21 protein-coding genes and 3 tRNA genes are annotated in these 18321 nt (G+C 70.3%); 12 read left to right on the top strand and 12 right to left on the bottom strand.

Translation table 11 applies throughout. The features are described from left to right. Positions 1 to 10 precede the first annotated feature (10 nt). Entirely contained in the window at positions 11 to 748 is a 738-nt protein-coding gene (locus ABEB12_RS13975) for a hypothetical protein (protein ID WP_185063887.1), read from the bottom strand. A 113-nt stretch (positions 749 to 861) separates the two neighbouring features. Between ABEB12_RS13975 and ABEB12_RS13970 the strand changes: the two genes are divergently transcribed. From ABEB12_RS13970 to cutA, 5 genes are all read left to right on the top strand, one after another. Then, positions 862 to 1038, top strand: coding sequence for a hypothetical protein (locus tag ABEB12_RS13970; RefSeq protein WP_345702803.1), 177 nt, complete (start codon positions 862 to 864; stop codon positions 1036 to 1038). Beyond that, positions 1035 to 1691 carry an SDR family oxidoreductase gene (locus ABEB12_RS13965; RefSeq protein WP_345702802.1) on the top strand — a complete coding sequence of 219 codons (657 nt, stop codon included), beginning with the start codon at positions 1035 to 1037 and terminating at the stop codon, positions 1689 to 1691. Before ABEB12_RS13970 ends, ABEB12_RS13965 begins: the two co-directional genes overlap by 4 nt. A 74-nt stretch (positions 1692 to 1765) precedes the next feature. After that, the gene (locus tag ABEB12_RS13960) at positions 1766 to 2254 is read left to right on the top strand and encodes a hypothetical protein (protein ID WP_185063886.1); all 489 of its coding nucleotides are present in this window, start codon (positions 1766 to 1768) and stop codon (positions 2252 to 2254) included. Positions 2255 to 2321: 67 nt separating this feature from the next. Beyond that, positions 2322 to 2969 (top strand): hypothetical protein, encoded by a 648-nt coding sequence (locus tag ABEB12_RS13955; protein ID WP_185063885.1) that lies wholly within the window; start codon positions 2322 to 2324, stop codon positions 2967 to 2969. A gap of 55 nt (positions 2970 to 3024) precedes the next feature. Further along, entirely contained in the window at positions 3025 to 3345 is a 321-nt protein-coding gene (cutA, locus tag ABEB12_RS13950; RefSeq protein ID WP_185063884.1) for a divalent cation tolerance protein CutA, read from the top strand. On the opposite strand, the gene ABEB12_RS13945 is transcribed toward cutA, so the two are convergent. The 6 genes from ABEB12_RS13945 to ABEB12_RS13925 form a co-directional block, all read right to left on the bottom strand. Then, a complete protein-coding gene (locus ABEB12_RS13945) occupies positions 3301 to 4281 on the bottom strand; it encodes a tetratricopeptide repeat protein (protein ID WP_221498477.1) in 981 nt (326 codons plus the stop codon). The genes cutA and ABEB12_RS13945 overlap by 45 nt on opposite strands. After that, on the bottom strand, positions 4278 to 4571 hold the full coding sequence (locus tag ABEB12_RS42120) for a helix-turn-helix domain-containing protein (RefSeq protein WP_425572250.1): 294 nt from the start codon (positions 4569 to 4571) through the stop codon (positions 4278 to 4280). Before ABEB12_RS42120 ends, ABEB12_RS13945 begins: the two co-directional genes overlap by 4 nt. 600 nt (positions 4572 to 5171) lie before the next feature. After that, positions 5172 to 5248: transfer RNA gene (locus tag ABEB12_RS13940), tRNA-Phe, on the bottom strand. A 37-nt stretch (positions 5249 to 5285) separates the two neighbouring features. After that, positions 5286 to 5359, bottom strand: a tRNA-Asp gene (locus tag ABEB12_RS13935). A 13-nt stretch (positions 5360 to 5372) separates the two neighbouring features. Further along, positions 5373 to 5445 (bottom strand) — tRNA-Glu (locus ABEB12_RS13930). A 127-nt stretch (positions 5446 to 5572) separates the two neighbouring features. Next, positions 5573 to 5827, bottom strand: a complete 255-nt coding sequence (locus ABEB12_RS13925; protein ID WP_185064740.1) for a hypothetical protein — start codon at positions 5825 to 5827, stop codon at positions 5573 to 5575. Between the two features lie 224 nt (positions 5828 to 6051). On the opposite strand from ABEB12_RS13925, the gene ABEB12_RS13920 reads away from it, so the two are divergent. The 3 genes from ABEB12_RS13920 (at position 6052) to ABEB12_RS13910 (ending at position 8156) form a co-directional block, all read left to right on the top strand. Continuing rightward, entirely contained in the window at positions 6052 to 6333 is a 282-nt protein-coding gene (locus tag ABEB12_RS13920) for a metal-sensing transcriptional repressor (protein WP_185064643.1), read from the top strand. A 119-nt stretch (positions 6334 to 6452) separates the two neighbouring features. Then, the gene (locus ABEB12_RS13915; protein WP_185063882.1) at positions 6453 to 6674 is read left to right on the top strand and encodes a cation transporter; all 222 of its coding nucleotides are present in this window, start codon (positions 6453 to 6455) and stop codon (positions 6672 to 6674) included. A 90-nt stretch (positions 6675 to 6764) separates the two neighbouring features. Further along, a complete protein-coding gene (locus ABEB12_RS13910) occupies positions 6765 to 8156 on the top strand; it encodes a hypothetical protein (RefSeq protein ID WP_185063881.1) in 1392 nt (463 codons plus the stop codon). A gap of 18 nt (positions 8157 to 8174) precedes the next feature. Here the strand turns inward: ABEB12_RS13910 and ABEB12_RS13905 are convergent, their stop codons facing one another. Further along, positions 8175 to 8318 carry a hypothetical protein gene (locus tag ABEB12_RS13905; RefSeq protein WP_185063880.1) on the bottom strand — a complete coding sequence of 48 codons (144 nt, stop codon included), beginning with the start codon at positions 8316 to 8318 and terminating at the stop codon, positions 8175 to 8177. Positions 8319 to 8399: 81 nt separating this feature from the next. Here ABEB12_RS13905 and ABEB12_RS13900 point away from each other — a divergent pair, with 81 nt between their 5' ends. Both ABEB12_RS13900 and ABEB12_RS13895 read left to right on the top strand, forming a co-directional pair. Next, positions 8400 to 10274: an AMP-binding protein gene (locus ABEB12_RS13900; protein ID WP_185063879.1), complete on the top strand. Its 1875-nt coding sequence runs from the start codon at positions 8400 to 8402 to the stop codon at positions 10272 to 10274. A gap of 211 nt (positions 10275 to 10485) precedes the next feature. After that, positions 10486 to 10677 (top strand): 4Fe-4S domain-containing protein, encoded by a 192-nt coding sequence (locus ABEB12_RS13895; protein ID WP_185063878.1) that lies wholly within the window; start codon positions 10486 to 10488, stop codon positions 10675 to 10677. A gap of 114 nt (positions 10678 to 10791) precedes the next feature. Here ABEB12_RS13895 and ABEB12_RS13890 read toward each other — a convergent pair whose 3' ends face one another. Then, entirely contained in the window at positions 10792 to 12342 is a 1551-nt protein-coding gene (locus ABEB12_RS13890) for a M20/M25/M40 family metallo-hydrolase (RefSeq protein ID WP_185063877.1), read from the bottom strand. 177 nt (positions 12343 to 12519) lie between these two features. On the opposite strand from ABEB12_RS13890, the gene ABEB12_RS13885 reads away from it, so the two are divergent. Next, on the top strand, positions 12520 to 13665 hold the full coding sequence (locus ABEB12_RS13885; protein WP_345702801.1) for an MFS transporter: 1146 nt from the start codon (positions 12520 to 12522) through the stop codon (positions 13663 to 13665). On the opposite strand, the gene ABEB12_RS13880 is transcribed toward ABEB12_RS13885, so the two are convergent. Both ABEB12_RS13880 and ABEB12_RS13875 read right to left on the bottom strand, forming a co-directional pair. Further along, entirely contained in the window at positions 13643 to 14440 is a 798-nt protein-coding gene (locus ABEB12_RS13880; RefSeq protein WP_185064642.1) for a DUF72 domain-containing protein, read from the bottom strand. The two genes, ABEB12_RS13885 and ABEB12_RS13880, sit on opposite strands and share 23 nt — an antisense overlap. 38 nt (positions 14441 to 14478) lie before the next feature. Continuing rightward, positions 14479 to 15579, bottom strand: a complete 1101-nt coding sequence (locus ABEB12_RS13875) for a quinone-dependent dihydroorotate dehydrogenase (protein ID WP_345702800.1) — start codon at positions 15577 to 15579, stop codon at positions 14479 to 14481. Positions 15580 to 15645: 66 nt separating this feature from the next. Between ABEB12_RS13875 and ABEB12_RS13870 the strand changes: the two genes are divergently transcribed. Then, complete coding sequence (locus ABEB12_RS13870; RefSeq protein WP_345702799.1) at positions 15646 to 16470, top strand: serine hydrolase domain-containing protein; 825 nt, start codon at positions 15646 to 15648, stop codon at positions 16468 to 16470. Here ABEB12_RS13870 and ABEB12_RS13865 read toward each other — a convergent pair. Beyond that, positions 16453 to 17904 (bottom strand): WS/DGAT/MGAT family O-acyltransferase, encoded by a 1452-nt coding sequence (locus ABEB12_RS13865; RefSeq protein ID WP_345702798.1) that lies wholly within the window; start codon positions 17902 to 17904, stop codon positions 16453 to 16455. The genes ABEB12_RS13870 and ABEB12_RS13865 overlap by 18 nt on opposite strands. Between the last annotated feature and the right edge of the window lie 417 nt (positions 17905 to 18321).

Below are 18321 nucleotides of genomic sequence, written 5' to 3'. Positions count from 1 at the left end.
AAGTGAGATATCAGACCGCGGCGACCTCCGGTTGCTTCGCCTGCTCGGCGGCCAATGCGTCGCGCTTCTGCTTCGCCAGGTTGGTCAGCAGCAGGTACGACATGACCAGGATCCACAGCCCGAAGAGGGTCAGCGGGAACCAGAAGACCAGCAGGCCCTTCCAGGAGAACGGGCCGGTGCGGGCGTTGAACGCGATGGCGCCGGCCTCGAACATGAACCCGATCCATGCGCTGAAGTAGCCGAACCAGCGCGGGAACGGCGAATGGGGCGCCCGCTGGGGCAGGAAGCAGATCGCCACCACCGCGACCCAGTTGAAGATGTAGTACTGGTCGGTGGTGACCAGCGTCAACAGGCCCAGCTCGTGCATCGTCGCGGTGATCTCGGGCGCCCGGGTCGGGGTGAACGCGGCGACGCCGAAGAACAGCGGCGGCAGAACCAGGAAGATGGACATCATCGCCCCGCCGGCGACGGCCATCACCGACCAGATCGGCAGGCCCTTCTCCTGGCGGTAGATCTGCACGCCGATCACCGCCCAGAGCGGCAGCATGAACGCGCCGGTCCAGGCGCCCAGGGTGGCACCCAGCTTGATCTGCCCGGCCCGCTCCGTGTACCACTGCGCGATTTGCGCGGCGTTCATGGTCGCGTCGGGCGGCGGGATCATGTCCAGCAGCACCCCAAGGACAACCCCGAAGATCGTGGTGAAAGCAAGCGCCCACCACACAATGGCGATCTGACTGCGCTCGGACATGGTCCCTCACAACGCTGTGGCGGATAGAAGTAAGCACTATCATCACTCACTCCGGCGCGAGGCGCCATCCCACGAGCGTGCTATCGCCAGGACCGAAACGGGAGAAGATCGTCATGGGCGTGCTTGACGGCAAGGTCGCGTTCATCAGCGGCGGCGCCCGCGGACAGGGGCGTTCGCACGCGGTCCGGCTGGCCCAGGAGGGCGCCGACATCATCACCTTCGACATCTGCGAGCAGATCGACTCGGTGCCCTCGCGGGAGCGACGGAGGACGACCTCGCCGACACGGTGAAGCAGGTCGAGGCCCTCGACCGGCGGATCGTGGCGAAGCGGGCCGACGTCCGCGACCAGCGGGCCGTCCAGGCGGTGTTCGACGAAGGCCTGGCCGAGCTCGGCCACGTCGACATCGTTCTCGCCAACGCCGGCATCCTGGCCATCATCGGCGAGAAGGCCAAGCCGATCCAGGCCTGGCACGAGTCGATCGACATCATGCTGACCGGCGTGCTGCACACCTGCGAAGCCGCGATCCCCACCCTGATCGACCAGGGCCAGGGCGGATCGATCGTGATCACCAGCTCGATGGCCGGGCTCAAGAGCCTGCTGCGGGGCATGGACCTGAAGAGCCACGGGACGCTCGGCTATCACGCCGCCAAACACGGCGTCGTGGGGCTCATGCGCTGCTACGCCAACGCCCTCGGCCCGTTCGGCATCCGGTGCAACACCATCCACCCCACCGGCGTGAACACCCCGATGGTGGCCAACCCGGAGTTCCAGGCGCTGACCGAGGAGTACCCCTCGGCCGTGGAGTCGCTGCGCAACACGCTGCCCGTGCCGCTGATCGAACCGGTGGACATCTCCAACGCGATCGTCTACCTGGCCTCGGACGCCGGCCGGTACGTCACCGGGACCACCATGCCGGTGGACGCCGGCGCCTCCACGTACTGAAGCAGACTTGTGTCGCCTATCGGACAACGCAAAGATCTTTGCATTGGAGCGCCGGGTCGGTAGCTTCTCCGATCGTGACCAACCGTGCGATCCGCGCCGCCGAGGGCCTCCTGCTGGCCGGCGTCGCCGCGTTCTCCCTGGCCGCGTGCGGCGGCCCCCAGGTTCCGGCCGCCCCGCCGTCCGCCGCCCCGCCGTCCGCGTCCCAGTTGCGATTCCCGAACACCGACGTCACCGCCCAACTGGTCGGCTTCGACGCGGCCGCCGGGATGGTCCGCTTCCAGGTGGTGCACCGGGTCGCCGGCGGCGCCGACAACGGGCACTACGAACCCGACCCCTCGGACTCCGCCACGCACCGGCTCCCGCTGGCCGCCCGGCCGACCGTGCTCAGCGCGCTCACCCTGTGCTCGACCGAGATCACCGTGGACGACCGGGGCGACGGCAACCGCCCGTGCACCCGCGAGCAGCTGGTCGCCGTGCTGTCCCGGGGCACCTCGGTGCTGGCCCGGCTGCACGTCGACGGCACCGATCACATCGACCGGGTGTCCGAGCTCTACCAACCCTGAAACCGGCCCCGGGATTCACCCGGTGGGGGCGACGCGGACGGCCGTCGTGACTCATAAACTTCCGGCCGTGGATCTTGGCAAACTGTTCACCGACCTCAACATCGACGAGGTCAAGCGGGCGGTCAACTTCTTCCTCGAGAACCAGGACGACTTCGGTCGCCTGCTCCAGCTGCTGCGCGACCTGCCGGACGGCGCGGCCGGCCTGCTGCACCAGCTGCCGGAGCTGCTGAACACGGTCGGCACCGGGCTGGCCGAGGCCGGCGAGCAGGCCGCCAACGCCGCCCGCGCGCTGATCGGGCCGGACGGCGGCGGCGGTGCCCGGGGCGCGCTCACCGGCGGCGCCGACGTGATGGCCTCCACCAAGGACCAGTTGGGCGCGGCCGCCGCCATGCTCACCGGCGTGGCCACCCAGCTCAACGAGATCGACATCCCGAGCTTCGAGCCGAAGTTCACCATGGTCGCCGGGTTCGACGTGATCTCCGGCCTGGACGTCGGCAGCACCAAGCCGCTGGAAGGCCCGGCGCGGACGCTGAACGACGGCGCGGCCACGGTCACCGGCGTCGCCGGCAACCTCGACCTGCTCTCCGCCTCGCTACGCGAGATCTCCGACATCCTGGGCGCCGTCGGCGACGCACTGAACGGCCTCGGCGACAAACTGCACAGCTCCGGCCGCACCGTGGCCGAGCTGCTCCCGCCGCCCCAACCCGCCGGCTGACCCCGGTAGACCGAACGAGCAACCGCCACTGTCCTGGGCACTAACCTCGGATGGCATGGCACAGGTTTGGCAGGTCCAAGTAGCAGCGCCGAGCAAGGAGGTCGCGACCGAATTGGCACGCGGCGCGGTCGAGGCGCGGCTGGCCGCCGGCGGCCAGGTGGTTGGTCCCGTCACGAGCACGTTCTGGCATCTGGGCGAGTTCGGCACCGGTGAGGAGTGGCAGGTCATCCTCAAGACCACCGAGGACCGATACGCCGAGCTTGAGAAGCACCTCGTAGAGCAGCACGAGTGGACGAACCCGGAGATCACGGCGATTCCGCTCGCCGCTGGTCTAGCTCCCTACCTGGACTGGGTCGAGCGGACTACGCACGAATAGCTCGCCAACCTCCGCCACGGTTTTGTGCGGCTCAAGCCGGCCGAGCAGCGCCGCAAACCGCTCACGTGGACGGGTCGACGCGACGTTCGTCGCAAGGTCGAGCGCGCGGCCCGCTACCACCGCCGCGTGCTCGACCTCGCCCGCGTCCAGGTAGGCATCGGCGAGCCAGGAAAGGTACAGCGCCTTATCGCGGGCGTGGCTGTCGTCGTACTGTCCCATGGCCGCTTCTAGCGCCGTGATCGCTCGGATCGGCCTGTGCAGAACCGACCAGCACCGGCCGGTCATGATTTGCAGTTCCAGCGGATTGTGCGCCCACGCAGCCCAATCGGGCGCCGGCCCGGCCGCCGCTGAGTCGGCAAGTGCCTCGCTGGCGCGGCCGAGGGCCTCGGCAGTTTGCCCGACTCGGCCGGCGACGGCATAGGTCCAAGCACCACGCTGGTAGAGCAGCGACTTCACCGCCGGGTGGACCGTGTCCGCGGCGATCATGAGCGATTTGTCGGTGAGTTCGGGAGCGAGAGTCCCGTTCGACAGAAGCTGATACGAGCGGAGCGCCAGGGCGTTGCCTGCCAGCTCGGCAGAGTTCGCCTCCTTGGCCGCCTCAAAACTCCGCTCGAACAAGCTCGTCGCCTTTTGCTGCCACCCTGCGTCAAACGCGGCCCACCCGGCTTGCTGAGTCTGTTCCGCGAACAGAATTTGCAGCTCCCGCTGCACCGGCGTAGCGAACCCACCGCGCTTAAGGAGGGCCGCCAGGTTCTCCACTTCCGATAGATACACCCGGAACGTGTCGCCGCCGCCGAGCTGGTCATCGAGCAGGCGCAGTCGAGCGAAGCTGGCTCGAAGCTCGTCCACCGACGTCGCGCCGATCTTGTCACCGCTAACTCCGGAGGGCAGTCCCGCCACCACGCTTGTAGCGGCAAGCTCGGCACTGAGTTTCATGAATTCGCGCGCAGCACGGATAGTTCTCCGTCCTCCGTCGAGGGTTCACTCCGTGTGGCTTCCACGACGTGAGAATCTTGGCTGTCCCGCTCCCAGGGGCGTGCAGCTAGATCGAACATCGCGCCCGGGATGCGCAGACCATCCGCAACGCGCTCGAAGATCTCAACCCGCTTCGCTTGGATTCGCCCGTTGGCGTAGTCCTGAACCCTGGACACGGTCATCTCACACCGCCGCGCGAGGTGCGAGGCCGAGAACCCGAGCCCACCCCACTGCTTCGCCAGCCTCAACACAGCACCGAGATCTCGCGCAGCACACGCCTCGACGAAGTCCGGCCGAGCCAGCACACATGCTGGCAGAAAGTCCGCCGGCCGTTGCCTTGCCACGGGTTCGATCCTTCCTCAGCCGGTGCGCTCTTGACTTAAGTTACCGGCGCGTTTACCCAGATCGGGTACTCGCTGTGCCCTTATCTCAGGGCAGCGACCAGCGGTTTCGTGGCGACATGAGCACACTCGGCGGGCCAGAGCGGCCTTCCCAGCCAACAGGCCGGTACCCGCTTGGCCGCATCAAGCAAGACGCCGAACTCGCGGTCCGGTACGTCAATGTCCGGGGAAGCATCCTCACTCATGCCCAACTCATGGTCGACCAGGCAAACGGCCGGACGGTGTGTGGGCTTCCAGCAGGCAGCCGGGCAGCAGAACCCAGGCCGTCTAAACGGTGCGGAGGCTGTTGGGCGGACTGGCGCGTCCGCGAGGAGCTTCCACGGTACGTCGACGCTCGCCATGGTTCGCCCTGGATTCCACATGAGTGAGGCCAAAGGCGGTAGGTTAAGTCAAGATCCTTCACCAGGGACGATCCACTCTCTGTGGCATCTTCCCTGGTGAGGCTACATGTGGTGGCCAGGGGCGGGGTCGAACCGCCGACCTACCGCTTTTCAGGCGGTCGCTCGTACCAACTGAGCTACCTGGCCCCGGCGCGCCTGGCCAGAAGCCAGACATCGAACCGAGCGACCCAGACGGGACTCGAACCCGCGACCTTCGCCGTGACAGGGCGACGCGCTAACCAACTGCGCCACTGGGCCTTGCTCACTTACGTGCCCCCAACGGGATTCGAACCCGCGCTGCCGCCTTGAAAGGGCGGAGTCCTAGGCCGCTAGACGATGGGGACCCAGGCCCGTTTGGACCGTGACCTCCAACGGCTGACCGCTGGGAGCGATGAAAGCATATGTCAGACCCCGGGCAGCACTCAAATCGACCCCCCGACAACCGCCCGACAGGGCTCTGACCGGCCTCGATCAGCGCCGCACGGGCGGAAGTTGATCCGGCGACGAAGCGATCAGCCCGAGCATGTCCAGCAGCCGCCGGCAATCCTCGGAGTCCTCCGCGTTGCGCGCGACCACGATGCGCGCCCGGTGAACCTGATCTTCCGTCACCCGATAGGCGTCGGCGGCGTTCCGTTGTGTCGGAATGGCCGCCGCCGGTACGTCCCTGCCAAATCGCTGGTCAGCAGACTTTGCGGTCTGCGCGGGCACGCTGCCCGAACCACTCATTGCGCCTCCCCGTCGGCATTCGGCGCGAACGCCACCGATCACAAATCGGTCACCCCCGTCACCGCGACGTGCACGTTACCTATCGCGCAGGCCCCGTGCACCCCCCTGCCCGGGTGACCTCATACACCCTCAGTGACATAACGGCTACCCGAAAGCCTGTCTCCGCACGAGGTACCCCCGAGAGGTATGCTCGTGGGGTGACGCACGATGGGGAGAGCCCAGGGATGCCGGGCTACGCCCACCAGAAGGAAGCGCACCTGCGCCGCCTGCGCCGGGTCGAGGGCCAGGTGCGCGGGCTGCAGCGCATGGTCGCCGAGGACACCTACTGCATCGACGTGCTGACCCAGGTCTCCGCCGCCACCCGCGCGCTGCAGTCGTTCGCGCTCGAGCTGCTCACCGAGCACATGTCCAGCTGCGTGGTGGACGCCGCGCGCGCGGGCGACGAAGAGGCCGACGCGAAGGTCAAGGAAGCGGCGGACGCGATCGCCCGGCTGGTCCGCTCCTGAACGGCACCCCCCTGCGCCGGCCGAACGGACCCGGCGGCACGATGGACATCACCCGCTTGAGTTACCCCCACACGGACCTCAACAACCCCGGAAGAACCAGCGCACCCCAGGAGGCTCAGATGGCCGTACAGGCTCCGTTCCGCATTACCGTCACCGTCACCGGAATGAGTTGCGACCACTGCGTCGGTGCGGTCACCGAGGAGCTGCGCGCGCTGAGCGGCGTGCGATCGGTCGATGTGACTCTGGGTACCGGCGCCGTCACTATCACGAGTGATCGAGAGCTGAACGGCGCGGAAATTACGGGCGCCGTCGCCGAAGCCGGTTACGCGCTGGCCGACTGACGCAGCCAGCCGTCGCCTCATCGCATGATATTTGGATAACGCGAACGATATGCCCGCTCCCGCCCTAATGGACCCCTAAGGTTCTTCGCCATGGTGTTCCGCGATCGCCGTCCGTCCAGACACCGTGCCGACTCACGAACTGAGCCGGGCACCGACTCGCGCACCGGTTCCACCCCGCCGCCGACCGACGAGCTCGAGTCGTACCTCGCCGCGATCTCTCCCGAGGCGGACGCGCCGTCCGACCTCGCCGGCCGTTTCGGCTCGGCCCAGGTGTTCCAGGTACGGCTGCCCTCGGCCCGCATCGAACAACTGCGCCGGCTGGCCGAGGCCCGAGGGGTCCCGCCGACCTCGCTGCTGGTGGACTGGGTGCTCGAGCGCCTGGACAAGGAGACGAACGGCGAAACCCCGGCCAACGGCGCCCGGTCCGGCCCCGGTTCACCCGCCCCCGGTCCACTTGTCCCCGGTCCACTTGACCCCGGCGCGGCCCCGGATGGCCACGGAAGACGCCCGTCCGGACCCGGTGCGGGCGGCTCCCGGGCCACCGGCGGACTCCGCGCGGATGGCGCACGGACCGGCGGTTCGCCGACCACCGGCAGCGGAGGGTTCCGCGCCGCCGCCCCCGGCGGCACCGGCTCGCCCAACACCGGCACCGGCGGATTCCGGGCAACCGACCCCGGCAACACCGGCTCACCCAACACCGGCACCGGCGGATTCCGGGCAACCGACCCCGGCAACACCGGCTCACCCAACACCGGCACCGGCGGATTCCGCGCCGCCGCCCCCGGCGGCACCGGCTCACCCAACACCGGCACCGGCGGATTCCGGGCAGCCGACCCCGGCGCCGGCCGGTCACCGGCGAGCGGCACCGGGGGATTTCGCGCCGCCGAACCCGGCTCCAACGGCTCGCCCAACACCGGTACCGGCGGCTCACCGGTCACCGGCAGCGGCGGATTCCGGACCGCGAACGCCGGTTCCCCGCCCGGCGGCCGCCGCGGCGGTGCTACCGACCTGGGCACCGAGGACCCGGCCGCGCCCCGAGCCCGAGGCACCCGCCGCCGGGAGGCCGGCGCCCGCGACACCGGGCAGCGCGACACCGGGGCACGCGGTTCCCGGCACCGCGAGGCCGGAGCGCGCGGCACCGAGCGGACCGACAGCCGGGAGGCCGGCACGCCGGAGGCACCGCGACGCCGGTCCCGGCGCGCCCCGGAGCCCGAAGCGACGCCGACACCCTCCCCGCTGGACCACCTCAAGCCGTTCCACGAGTTCGACCCGCTCGACGTGCGGGAACCGCTCCCCCCGGCCCAGCGGCACGGACCGGCCGACGCGGACCCCCACGCGGAGGACTTCGAGTCCGAGGGCGGGCCGGCCTCACCGGTGACCCCGCTGTTCGGCTCGCACGCCGCGCGGCCGGCCGACCGCCCGGGTGCGCGGCATCGCGCTCCGGAGCCGGTGGCCCACCTGCTGCCCCGGCGGAGGCCCTGAGGCACCGGGGACGGCCGGTCAGTCGGGGAGGTCCGCGCCGCACTCCGCGCAGCGGTCACCCGGCTCGGCGGCGAACCGGCCGCATTCCATGCAGACCCGGTTCAACCAGCAGACCGGGTCACCGCCCAGGTCCGCTTCGTCCGTCCGACGTTCCTCGTCCACCGATTCCGATCCGTCGTGCCGTGCCAGCCGAGCCCATCTAGTGTCACCTCTATCACAAACGGCAGCCAATCGGAGAGACGCATGACCGGCTATCAGGACACCTTCCGCGCCAGCCTGGACGACCCCGCGCGGTTCTGGGGAGCGGCGGCCGAGGCGATCGACTGGTACCAGAAGCCGACCCAGGTGCTCGACTCGTCGAACCCGCCCTTCTACCGCTGGTTCCCGGACGGCACGCTCAACACCTGCCACAACGCGCTGGACCGGCACATCGACGCCGGCCACGGCGACCGCGCCGCGCTGATCTACGACAGCCCGGTGACCGGGACGACGCGCACCTACAGCTACGGCGAGCTGCGCGACGAGGTGGCACGGTTCGCCGGGGTGCTCGCCGAACTGGGGGTCACGGCCGGCGACCGCGTGGTGATCTACATGCCGATGGTGCCCGAGGCGGTCATCGCCATGCTGGCCTGCGCGCGGATCGGCGCGGTGCACTCGGTGGTGTTCGGCGGCTTCGCGGCCAAGGAGCTGGCCGTGCGGATCGACGACGCGGCGCCCAAGGTGATCGTGTCGGCGTCCTGCGGAATCGAGGTTGCCCGGGTCGTCGAGTACAAGCCGCTGCTGGACCGCGCCATCGAGCTGGCCACGCACAAGCCCGACCACTGCGTGATCCTGCAGCGCCCGCAGGCCACCGCCGAACTGGGCGCGCGGGACGTGGACTGGGCCACCGCGCTCACCGCGGCGACCCCTCGGGACTGCGTTCCGGTGGCCGCCACCGACCCGTTGTACATCCTGTATACATCGGGTACAACGGGCAAGCCGAAGGGCGTGGTCCGCGACAACGGCGGGCACGCGGTGGCTTTGCGCTGGTCAATGGCCAACATCTACGACATCGGGCCGGGCGAGGTGTTCTTCACCGCGTCGGACGTGGGTTGGGTCGTCGGCCACTCGTACATCGTTTATGCACCCCTGCTGACCGGGGCGACCACGGTGCTCTACGAGGGCAAGCCGGTGGGCACCCCGGACGCCGGCCAGTTCTGGCGGGTGATCGCGGAGCACGGCGCGAAGGCCATGTTCACCGCGCCGACCGCGTTCCGCGCGATCAAGAAGGAGGACCCGAAGGGCGCCCTGCTCGCCGACTACGACCTGTCACGATTCGGGTGCCTGTTCCTGGCCGGCGAGCGGCTCGACCCCGAGACGCTGCGCTGGGCGCAGGACCTGCTGCGTGTGCCGGTGATCGACCACTGGTGGCAGACCGAGACCGGCTGGCCGATCGCCGCGAACCTGATGGGCCTCGAGCCGCTGCCGGTGAAGCCCGGTTCCCCGACCGTGGCGGTGCCGGGCTGGGACGTCCAGGTGCTCGACCCTTCAGGCTCACCGGCGCCGGCGGACACCGACGGGGCGATCGTGCTCAAGCTGCCCCTGCCACCCGGTGCGCTGCCCACGCTGTGGAACGACGACGAGCGCTACGTGGCCTCCTACCTGTCCGCGTTCGACGGTTACTACCTCACCGGCGACGGCGGCCACCTGGACGCGGACGGCTACGTGTTCGTCATGGGCCGCACCGACGACGTGATCAACGTGGCCGGTCACCGGCTGTCCACCGGCACCATGGAGGAGGTGCTCGCCGCGCACCCCGACGTGGCCGAGTGCGCGGTGATCGGCGTCGCGGACACGATGAAAGGCCAGATCCCGCGAGGATTCGTGGTGCTCAAGGCGGGCGTGGAAGCCGACGAGGCCGAGCTGGCCGCCGAACTGATCGCCATGGTCCGCGACCAGGTCGGCGCGGTCGCCTCGTTCAAGGAGGTCGCCGTCGTCCCCGCACTCCCCAAGACGCGCTCAGGCAAAATCCTGCGCAAAACGATGCGCGGCATCGCCGACGGCGCCGACGAGCCCATCCCGTCCACCATCGACGACCCCGGCGTCCTCGACAAGCTCCGCCCCATCCTCCGCCGCTAACCCCACCACCCCCGGCCGCCGGCCACCCCGGCGAGTCGGGGATCCAGGTACGGCGAGTCGGGATTTCGGGTACGGCGAGTCGGGGATCTGGGTACGGAGTGTCGGGATTTCGGGTATACCGACCAGGAGGCAGGCGACAGACCCGAAGGGCCAGGTCAGGTTAGGCTTGGCTAGCTGTCGCGACGGAACGATCCGAGGCAGGATGAGCGCCATGAAGGTCGTAGTTGACTTTGATCAGTGCGAGAGCAACGCGCTGTGCATGGGTGTGGCGCCGGACGTGTTCGAGGTCCGGGATGACGACTTCCTGTACATCCTGGACGAGAACCCGGACGAGTCGAAGCGCGCCGAGGTCGAGCAGGCGGTGCAGATGTGCCCGAAGGCGGCCATCCGCATCGAGGACTGACCGGTCCGCGTACCCGAAAGCCCGACTCGCCGTACCCAGATCCCCGACTCGCCGTGCCCGAAAGCCCGACTCGCCGTGCCTGGATCCCCGACTCGCCGGGGGCGGCGGTGGGGGTTAGGGGAGGCGGAAGTTGGCGAAGACTCGGTACATCAGGGTGGTGGCCTGGTGCAGGGCGTCGATGCGGATTCGTTCGTCGTTGCCGTGCATGCGGGTGAGGGTGTCGTTGTCGACCGGGTAGGGGTAGAGGCCGTACACGGGGATTCCCCGGTCGCGCCACGGGCCGGCGCTGGTGCCCGCCTCGAACGGGCTGGATGTGACCGGTACGCCGGCGAAGGTCTCCTTGAGGCCCTTCTCCAGTGCGCGGAAAACGTCCGTGTCGGTCGGTGCGGGCGCCACGACCAGGCGTTTCTCGGCGGCGGCCACCAGCTGCTCGGGGGTCTGGGTGCCGGCGCCCCGGGAGCTCACCCGCAGGGTCAGCTGGTTGTCCCCGCCGAGCACCCCGCGCATCTCGTCCATCACCGCGCCGATCGGCTGGCCGCCGGGCATCAGCCGCAGGTTCATGATCGCCGTGGCCGACCCGGGCATCACGTTGGTGCGGTAGCCGGCCTGCTGGATCACCTGGGTGATCACGTGCCGCATCAGCGCGTTGTGCAGCCACGGGTATGAGCTGAGCTGCACCGCCAGGTCGCCGGCGCGGTTGCGTTCGCCCTGGTCAGTGGCCCCCAACATGACCCGCAGGGCCGAGGCCAGTGACGGGTTGTCGGTTGCCGAGGCCAGCGCCTCGAAGTACGGGCGGGCCAGCGGGGTGATGTTCACCCCGGGCTGGTAGTCGGACAGCCGGGCGATGGCCCGGTCCAGTCGGATGATCGCCGCGTCCGGCATCGGATGGGAGGAGTGGGTGGTGGTCCCCTGGGCGACCAGCTCCAGGTTCACCGAAGACTTGTCCTGCACGGTGACCGCCGCCAGCATCGGCGTCACCCCGTCGGCGCGAGTCAGGATCCAGCCGCCCTCGGTGATCACCGAGCCGGCGTCGATCTTGTCCCAGTGCCCCTCGGCCAACCAGCGGGTGCCGTGCGTGCCGGCCTCCTCGTCGCAGTCGGACAGGAAGATGATGTCCCTGTCGAACCGGGCACCCTCGTTGACGTGCCGGAACAGTGCGGCGAGGAAGGCCGCGTTGGTGCCCTTCATGTCCAGCGTGCCCCGGCCGTACACCCAGCCGTCGCGCACCTCGGCGGCGTACGGGTCGACGCTCCACCGCTCCCGCTCCACGGTCACCACGTCGGAGTGGCAGAGCAGCAGCAGCGGCTTCGGCCCGCCGGGCGCGCCGGCACCCTTGATGCGGGCGATGAAGTGCGCGTTGTCCGGCTTGGGGGTGGGGATGATCTCCGTCTCGGCCCCGATCGCGGCGAACTTGGCCCGCAGCATCTCGGCGTGCGGCACGGTGACCCCGCCCTCGCCGTTGTGCGAGGTGTCGAAGCGGACCATGGCCCGGGTCAGCTCCAGCGGGTCCAGATCGGCCGGCGCGGGCTTCCCGGAAGCGGCGCCACCCGGACCGGAAGCCGGCGCGCATCCGGCGGTCGTCCCACCCACCAGGCCGCCCAGTGCGGCCAGCCCCACCGTCTGGCCGCCGATGCGAATCGCCTTGCGCCGTGAGATGCCCTCCATCAAGACCCCCTCCAAGTCTCTGACTTGTCAAGGAACGTACCCCGATGCGATCTATCCCACGAGCGGTTGCGGCTGATCTTCCGGGCGGCGCACGCTGCTTGTGTGGTCAGTGGCGACGCGGCGGGTGGCGGAGCCGTCAAAGCTGCGATCGGCGCGGTTGCCACCACTACCGCGTCGGTGGTTCCGGTATTCCTGGTCGGCGGCCTGGCCGTGCAGATCGGTGACGAGCTCGGGTTCTCCCCGGCGGGGCTGGGCGTCGTGGTCGCGCTGTACTTCGCCGCCGGCGCGTTGTGCTCGATCCCGGCCGGCGCACTGGTCGAGCGCTACGGCGACCGCCTGACCAGCCGGGCCGGCGTGCTGCTGGCCTCGCTGACCATGTTCGGCATCGGCGGCCTGGCCCGGTCGTACACCACCCTGGTGATCATCATGATGGTCGGCGCGGCGGCCAACTCGCTCGGCCAGCTGTCCTCCAACCTCTCCCTGGCCCGCCAGGTGCCGAAGCACCGGCAGGGACTTTCCTTCGGGGTGAAACAGTCCGCCATCCCGATCGCCACCCTGCTGACCGGCGCGGCCATCCCCACTGTGGCGCTGACCGTCGGCTGGCGCTGGGCGTTCCTGGTGGTCGGCGCGCTGGCCCTGGGCGCACTGCCGCTGGCGCCGCGCGGCCCGCGCCCACCGGCCCGGCCGAAATCAACCAAGGACACCAAAGACACCCCGGAACGCGCCACCGGGCCGCTGATCGTGCTCGCGCTGGGCGCCACGCTGGCCGCCGGGTCGGCCAGCGCGCTGGGCATCTTCCTGGTCGACTCGGCCGTGGCGCAGGGCATCGGCCCCGGAATGGCCGGTGCGGTGCTGACCATGGGCAGCGTGGTCGGCGTGATCTCCCGGATCGGCGGCGGTTGGCTGGCCGACCGCCGCCAGGGCAACCATCTGCTGATCGTCGCCGGGACGCTACTCACCGGTGCGGCCGGGCTGGCCCTGCTCGCGCTGCCCGGCATCTGGCCGCTGCTGCTGGGCACCGTGCTCGGCTACGGCCTCGGCTGGTCGTGGCCGGGCGTGCTCAACTTCGCCGTGGTCCGGCTGAACCCGCTGGCCCCCGCGTCGGCCACGTCGATCACTCAGGCCGGCGTCTACCTGGGCGGTTGCCTGGGACCACTGGTCTTCGGGTTCCTCGCCTCGCACTCCTACCCGCTGGCCTGGCTGGTCGGCGCGGGCGCGATGGTCAGCGCGTCGGTGGTGCTGGTGCTCGGGCGGCGGTTGATGCTGGCGCACCCGTCGGTGCGCGCGGTCCGGGCGACGCTCATCCAGCCAACCGCCGGGTGAGCGCCATCGCATCCGCCGGCGCGCGCACCTTCACGTCGTTGTCGAAGTAGCAGAACACGTCGTGCGCCGCCCGCCACGACCGGATCTTGGACGCCCAGCGGTCCAGCGCCTCGTCGGTGTAACCGCTGGTGTAGAGCTCGGCGTCGCCGTGCAGCCGCAGGTAGACCAGGTCGGCGGTGGGCTGCTCGAAGTACGGCCAGTGGCCGGCCGAGTCGGCGGTGACCAGGGCGATATGGTGCTCGCGCAACAGCGCCGGGAACTCGTCGGTCTGAAAGCTGGCGTGCCGGACCTCCAGCGCGTACCGCAGCGGGCGGCGGGCGTCCGTGACCAGGTGCGCGCGGCCCTCCAGGCGTTCGTCGTGCCGGGTGGCCAGCGCGGCGGCCTCCTCGGTGTCCCGGGGCAGCTCGCGGAAGAACGCGGCCAGCCGGTCCGGCTCGTAGCGGAAGTTGGGCGGCAGCTGCCAGAGCACCGGCCCCAACTTCGGCCCCAGCGCGAGCACCCCGGAGGCGAAGAAGTTGGCCAGCAGCGTCTCCGGCTCGAGCAGGCGCTTCATGTGCGTGATGAACCGCGGTCCCTTGACCGAGAACACGAAGTCGTCCGGCGTCTGCGCGGACCAGGCCTGGTAGCTGGCCGGGCGCTGCAGCGCGTAGAACGAGCCGTTGATCTCCACGCTGCGCAGCCGACCGGCCAGGTACTCCAGCTCGCGCCGGTGGGCCAGGCCCTTGGGGTAGAACTCGCCGCGCCACGGCGGATACACCCACCCCGACGTCCCGATGCGCACGTCATGTCTCTCGATACGGCGACCCTAACGGCCTAGTCTTGTCGCGCGCGGGATGAGGCGATGGCTTCGGCCAGGGTGGCGTGGCCGGACTCCCGGGCCAGGCGGAGCAGGCCCCGGTTGATCTTGCGGGGCCAGAACGGGCCTCCGTAGATGAACCCGGTGTAGGCCTGCACCAGCGTCGCGCCGGCCTGGATGCGCTCCCAGGCGTCCTCGGCGGTCTCGATGCCACCGACGCCGACCAGCACCAGCCGGTCGCCCACCCGGGCCCGCAGCCGGCGCAGCACCTCCAGCGAGCGGTCGGCCAGCGGCGACCCGGACAGCCCCCCGGCCCCCAGCGCGGCCACCTCGGCCTCCGGTGAGCGCAGCCCGTCACGGCGGATGGTCGTGTTGGTCGCGATGATCCCGTCCAGGCCGAGCTCGAGGGCCAGGTCGGCGACCGCGTCCACGTCCGGGTCGGCCAGGTCGGGGGCGATCTTGACCAGCAGCGGGACCCGGCGCTGCCCGGGCCGGTGCAGCGCGCCGCGCACGGCGGTGAGCAGCGGGCGCAGGTGTTCCACCGCCTGCAGGTTGCGCAGCCCCGGCGTGTTCGGCGAGCTGACGTTCACCACCAGGTACCCGGCCACGTCGGCCAGCTGACGGGCGCTGGCCACATAGTCGGAGACCGCCTCCCGCTCGGGCACCACCTTGGTCTTGCCGATGTTCACCCCCACCGGGGCGGCGCCCGCCGGCCGCGCGCGCAGCCGTTGCGAGGCCGCCGCCGCGCCGGCGTTGTTGAACCCCATGCGGTTGACCAGCGCCCGGTCCGCCGGAAGCCGGAACAGCCGGGGCCGCTGGTTGCCCGGCTGCGGGTCGGCGGTCACCGTGCCGACCTCCACGAAGCCGAAGCCCAGTGCGGTCAGCGCGTCCGGACCGAGCGCGTCCTTGTCGAACCCGGCGGCCAGGCCCAGCGGCCCCGGCAGGTCCAGGCCGAGGGCGTGCACCCGCAGCGCCGGGTCGGTCGGCGCCAGCCGGCTACGCAGCAGCCGCCCGATCCCGGGCAGAGCGGCGACCAGCCGGATCAGGCCGAACCCCAGATGGTGCGCCAGCTCCGGATCGATCCGCCGGAACACCTGGGTCATGAGCAAGCGGTACACGGTCGCTCATATTCGCCCAAGTCGGCGGTCCGGGCCAAACCCGGGCCGAACGGGTACCTTGCCGGCGTGGACAGCCTGCGCAAGGTGGACGAGTGGCCGGCCGAGCACGTCGCGGTCGCGGTGGTCGCGCCGGACGGCACCCGGCTGGGCTCGCACGGCCCCCAGGGCCGGCCGTTCCAGCTGGCCTCGGTGACCAAGCTGCTCTCCGCGTACGCGGTGCTGATCGCGGTGGAGGAGGGTGCGGTCGAGTGGGACCAGCCCGCCGGGCCCCCGGGGTCCACGGTGCGGCACCTGATCGCGCACGCCTCGGGGCTGGCGTTCGACTCCGATGCCGTGCAGGCCGAGCCGGGCACCCGCCGGATCTACTCCAACTCCGGGTTCGCCGTGCTGGCCGACACGGTGGCCAAGGCCACCGAGATGACCTTTGCCGACTACCTGCACGAGGCGGTGTGCGAACCGCTGGACATGCCGGACACCCAGCTGCTCGGGCACCCGGGCGCGGGCGCGGTCTCCACGGCCGACGACCTCGCCCGGTTCGCCCGTGAGCTGCAGCAACCCCGGCTGCTCGACCCGAGCACGGTGCACGAGGCAACCCGGCGTACGGCGTTCCCCGGCCTGGACGGCGTGCTGCCCGGCTACGGCCGCCAGAAGCCGAACGACTGGGGCCTGGGTTTCGAGCGCAGGGTCGGCAAGGACCCGCACTGGACCGGCCGCAACAGCTCGACCGAGACGTTCGGGCACTTCGGCCAGTCGGGCACGTTCCTGTGGGTCGACCCGGTCGCGGGGACGGCGTGCGTGACGCTGACCGACCTGGCGTTCGGCGAATGGGCGATCGCCGAATGGCCGCCGTTCACCGATGCGGTGCTGGCGGAACTAGATGGCGCGCAGTAGGACGTCCAGCTCGGTGCGCAGGTGGTCGACGAGCGTCTGCACGTCCGGCATCTGGTCCCGGTCGGCGACGATGCCGAAGTCCAGCGAGCCGCAGTAGCTCATCACCGTGATGTTCAGCCCCATCCCGTCGGTGATCACCGAGACCGGGTAGGTCGCGGTCACCTTGGCCCCGGCCAGGTACAGCGGGAACTGCGGCCCCGGCACGTTGGAAACCACCAGGTTCCACATCGGCCGCCCGCCCCACCCGGTGGACAGCCCGAAGGACAGCTGCGCGGCCCGGGTGAACATGGCCGGCGGGATGAAGTGGTTCACGTCGGTGAGCAGCGCGGCCGGCATGCCCTGCTGCATTTCCTTCATCTCCGCCAGCGCGTCGTGCGTGGCGCGCAGCCGGCGGATCGGGTCGGCCTCGGTGGTGAGCAGCGGCACGCTCATCAGCATGATCCGGTTGCCGTAGCTGCCGATCTGCTCCGGGGTGCGCACGGAGATCGGGATCTGCGCGACCAGCGGCTGGTCCGGCAACGCATCGCGCGCCACCAGCCAACGACGCAGCGAGCCGGCGCACAGCGAGACCACCACGTCGTTCACGGTCACCCCGTGCGCGGCCTTCACCTTCTTGACCTCGTCCAGGGACAACCCCCCGAACCCGAACCGGCGGTGCGCCGACACCGGCGCGCTGAACGGCGTGTGCGGCGCCGTCAGCCCACCGAACCCGCGCGGCATCGAGTCCCCGCCGAAGCCCCGGCGCACCCGGGACGCCAGCCGACCCAGCGCCCGCACCCCGGGCACCGGGCCGAGCGCGCGCACCTCCTCCAGGTGCGGCAGCGCGCCGGGCACCGCGCGGGCCACCCGCAGCGGGTAGCCGGCCAGGCCGATCAAGCCTCGGAGGAGCATCTCCGCGTTGCCCGGCACCCGGTCGGCCTTGGGCGGCTCGACCTCGTCGACCTGGCGGATCTCGGGGCTCAGGTCGAGCAGCGCGCCGAGGATCTCCGCCCCGGACAACCCGTCGATCAGTGCGTGATGGATCTTGGAAAGCACGGCGAGGCCCTCCCCGCGCACCCCGTGCAGCAGGTAGATCTCCCACAGCGGGCGGGACCGGTCCAGCGGGCGGGCCACGATCCGGGCGACCTGTTCGGCCAGCATGTCGTCGGTGCCCGGGGCCGGCAGGGCCAGCTCGCGCACGTGGAAGTCCAGGTCGAAGTCCGGGTCGTCCAGCCAGTAGCCGTAGTCCATGCCCAGCGGCACCTCGGCCAGCCGCCACCGCAGCGGCGGCACCAACGCGAGCCGCCGCGCGATCAGGCTCTGGAACGCCTCGAGCGTCACCACCCCACCCGGCGCGGTGGTCGGGTCGAGCATCATCAACATGCCCACGTGCCCGTACTGCCTCGGGCTTTCCATGGCGAGAAACTGGGCATCAACGCTTGTGAGCTGCCGCACACGCAGACCCTAACTCGTGCGCTCCCACCCGGCCCACAGATTGCCGCCCGACCGCGCGCTCTCCGTCCCGAGGTCCTCCGAACGCGCTATGGCTCTGCGTGGAAATACGCGACATTCGCCGCATGCGTCGGCCGCTTGAGCATGGGACCGTGGATGCATCGCGTGCCGCTCGTGAACGGTTGTGAGCCACTGCGACTTCTGAGACGCGCTGCGACGGTAGGTCCATGATCAGCAGGACATGGTGGTCGCCTCGGGACGTTCGGAGCAACCACCATGTCCTGATGACCATTGACCCCGTGATCATCAGGTAATCGGCACGATCCTGAGTGCCGCGGTGCGCCTGTCGATCACGAATGCCACCGGCGAATGCGCCGAATGTCGCATATTTCCACGCAGAGCCATAGCGCGTTCGGAGGA

The sequence above is a fragment of the Actinospineispora eucalypti genome, from assembly GCF_039543365.1.
Classification (GTDB): domain Bacteria; phylum Actinomycetota; class Actinomycetes; order Mycobacteriales; family Pseudonocardiaceae; genus Pseudonocardia; species Pseudonocardia eucalypti.
Note: the sequence above shows the minus strand (reverse complement) of the source record. Positions and strands in the feature narration are given on the sequence as shown.

Bases quoted from the DNA above. Each gene is read 5' to 3' on its own strand.
- ABEB12_RS13910 (WP_185063881.1), top strand. From the start codon at position 6,765: ATGGTGTTCCGCGATCGCCGTCCGTCCAGACACCGTGCCGACTCACGA.
- cutA (WP_185063884.1), top strand. From the start codon at position 3,025: ATGGCACAGGTTTGGCAGGTCCAAGTAGCAGCGCCGAGCAAGGAGGTC.
- ABEB12_RS13945 (WP_221498477.1), bottom strand. From the start codon at position 4,281: ATGAAACTCAGTGCCGAGCTTGCCGCTACAAGCGTGGTGGCGGGACTG.
- ABEB12_RS13890 (WP_185063877.1), bottom strand. From the start codon at position 12,342: ATGGAGGGCATCTCACGGCGCAAGGCGATTCGCATCGGCGGCCAGACG.
- ABEB12_RS13970 (WP_345702803.1), top strand. From the start codon at position 862: ATGGGCGTGCTTGACGGCAAGGTCGCGTTCATCAGCGGCGGCGCCCGC.
- ABEB12_RS13975 (WP_185063887.1), bottom strand. From the start codon at position 748: ATGTCCGAGCGCAGTCAGATCGCCATTGTGTGGTGGGCGCTTGCTTTC.
- ABEB12_RS13895 (WP_185063878.1), top strand. From the start codon at position 10,486: ATGAAGGTCGTAGTTGACTTTGATCAGTGCGAGAGCAACGCGCTGTGC.
- ABEB12_RS13900 (WP_185063879.1), top strand. From the start codon at position 8,400: ATGACCGGCTATCAGGACACCTTCCGCGCCAGCCTGGACGACCCCGCG.
- ABEB12_RS13915 (WP_185063882.1), top strand. From the start codon at position 6,453: ATGGCCGTACAGGCTCCGTTCCGCATTACCGTCACCGTCACCGGAATG.
- ABEB12_RS13920 (WP_185064643.1), top strand. From the start codon at position 6,052: ATGCCGGGCTACGCCCACCAGAAGGAAGCGCACCTGCGCCGCCTGCGC.
- ABEB12_RS13925 (WP_185064740.1), bottom strand. From the start codon at position 5,827: ATGAGTGGTTCGGGCAGCGTGCCCGCGCAGACCGCAAAGTCTGCTGAC.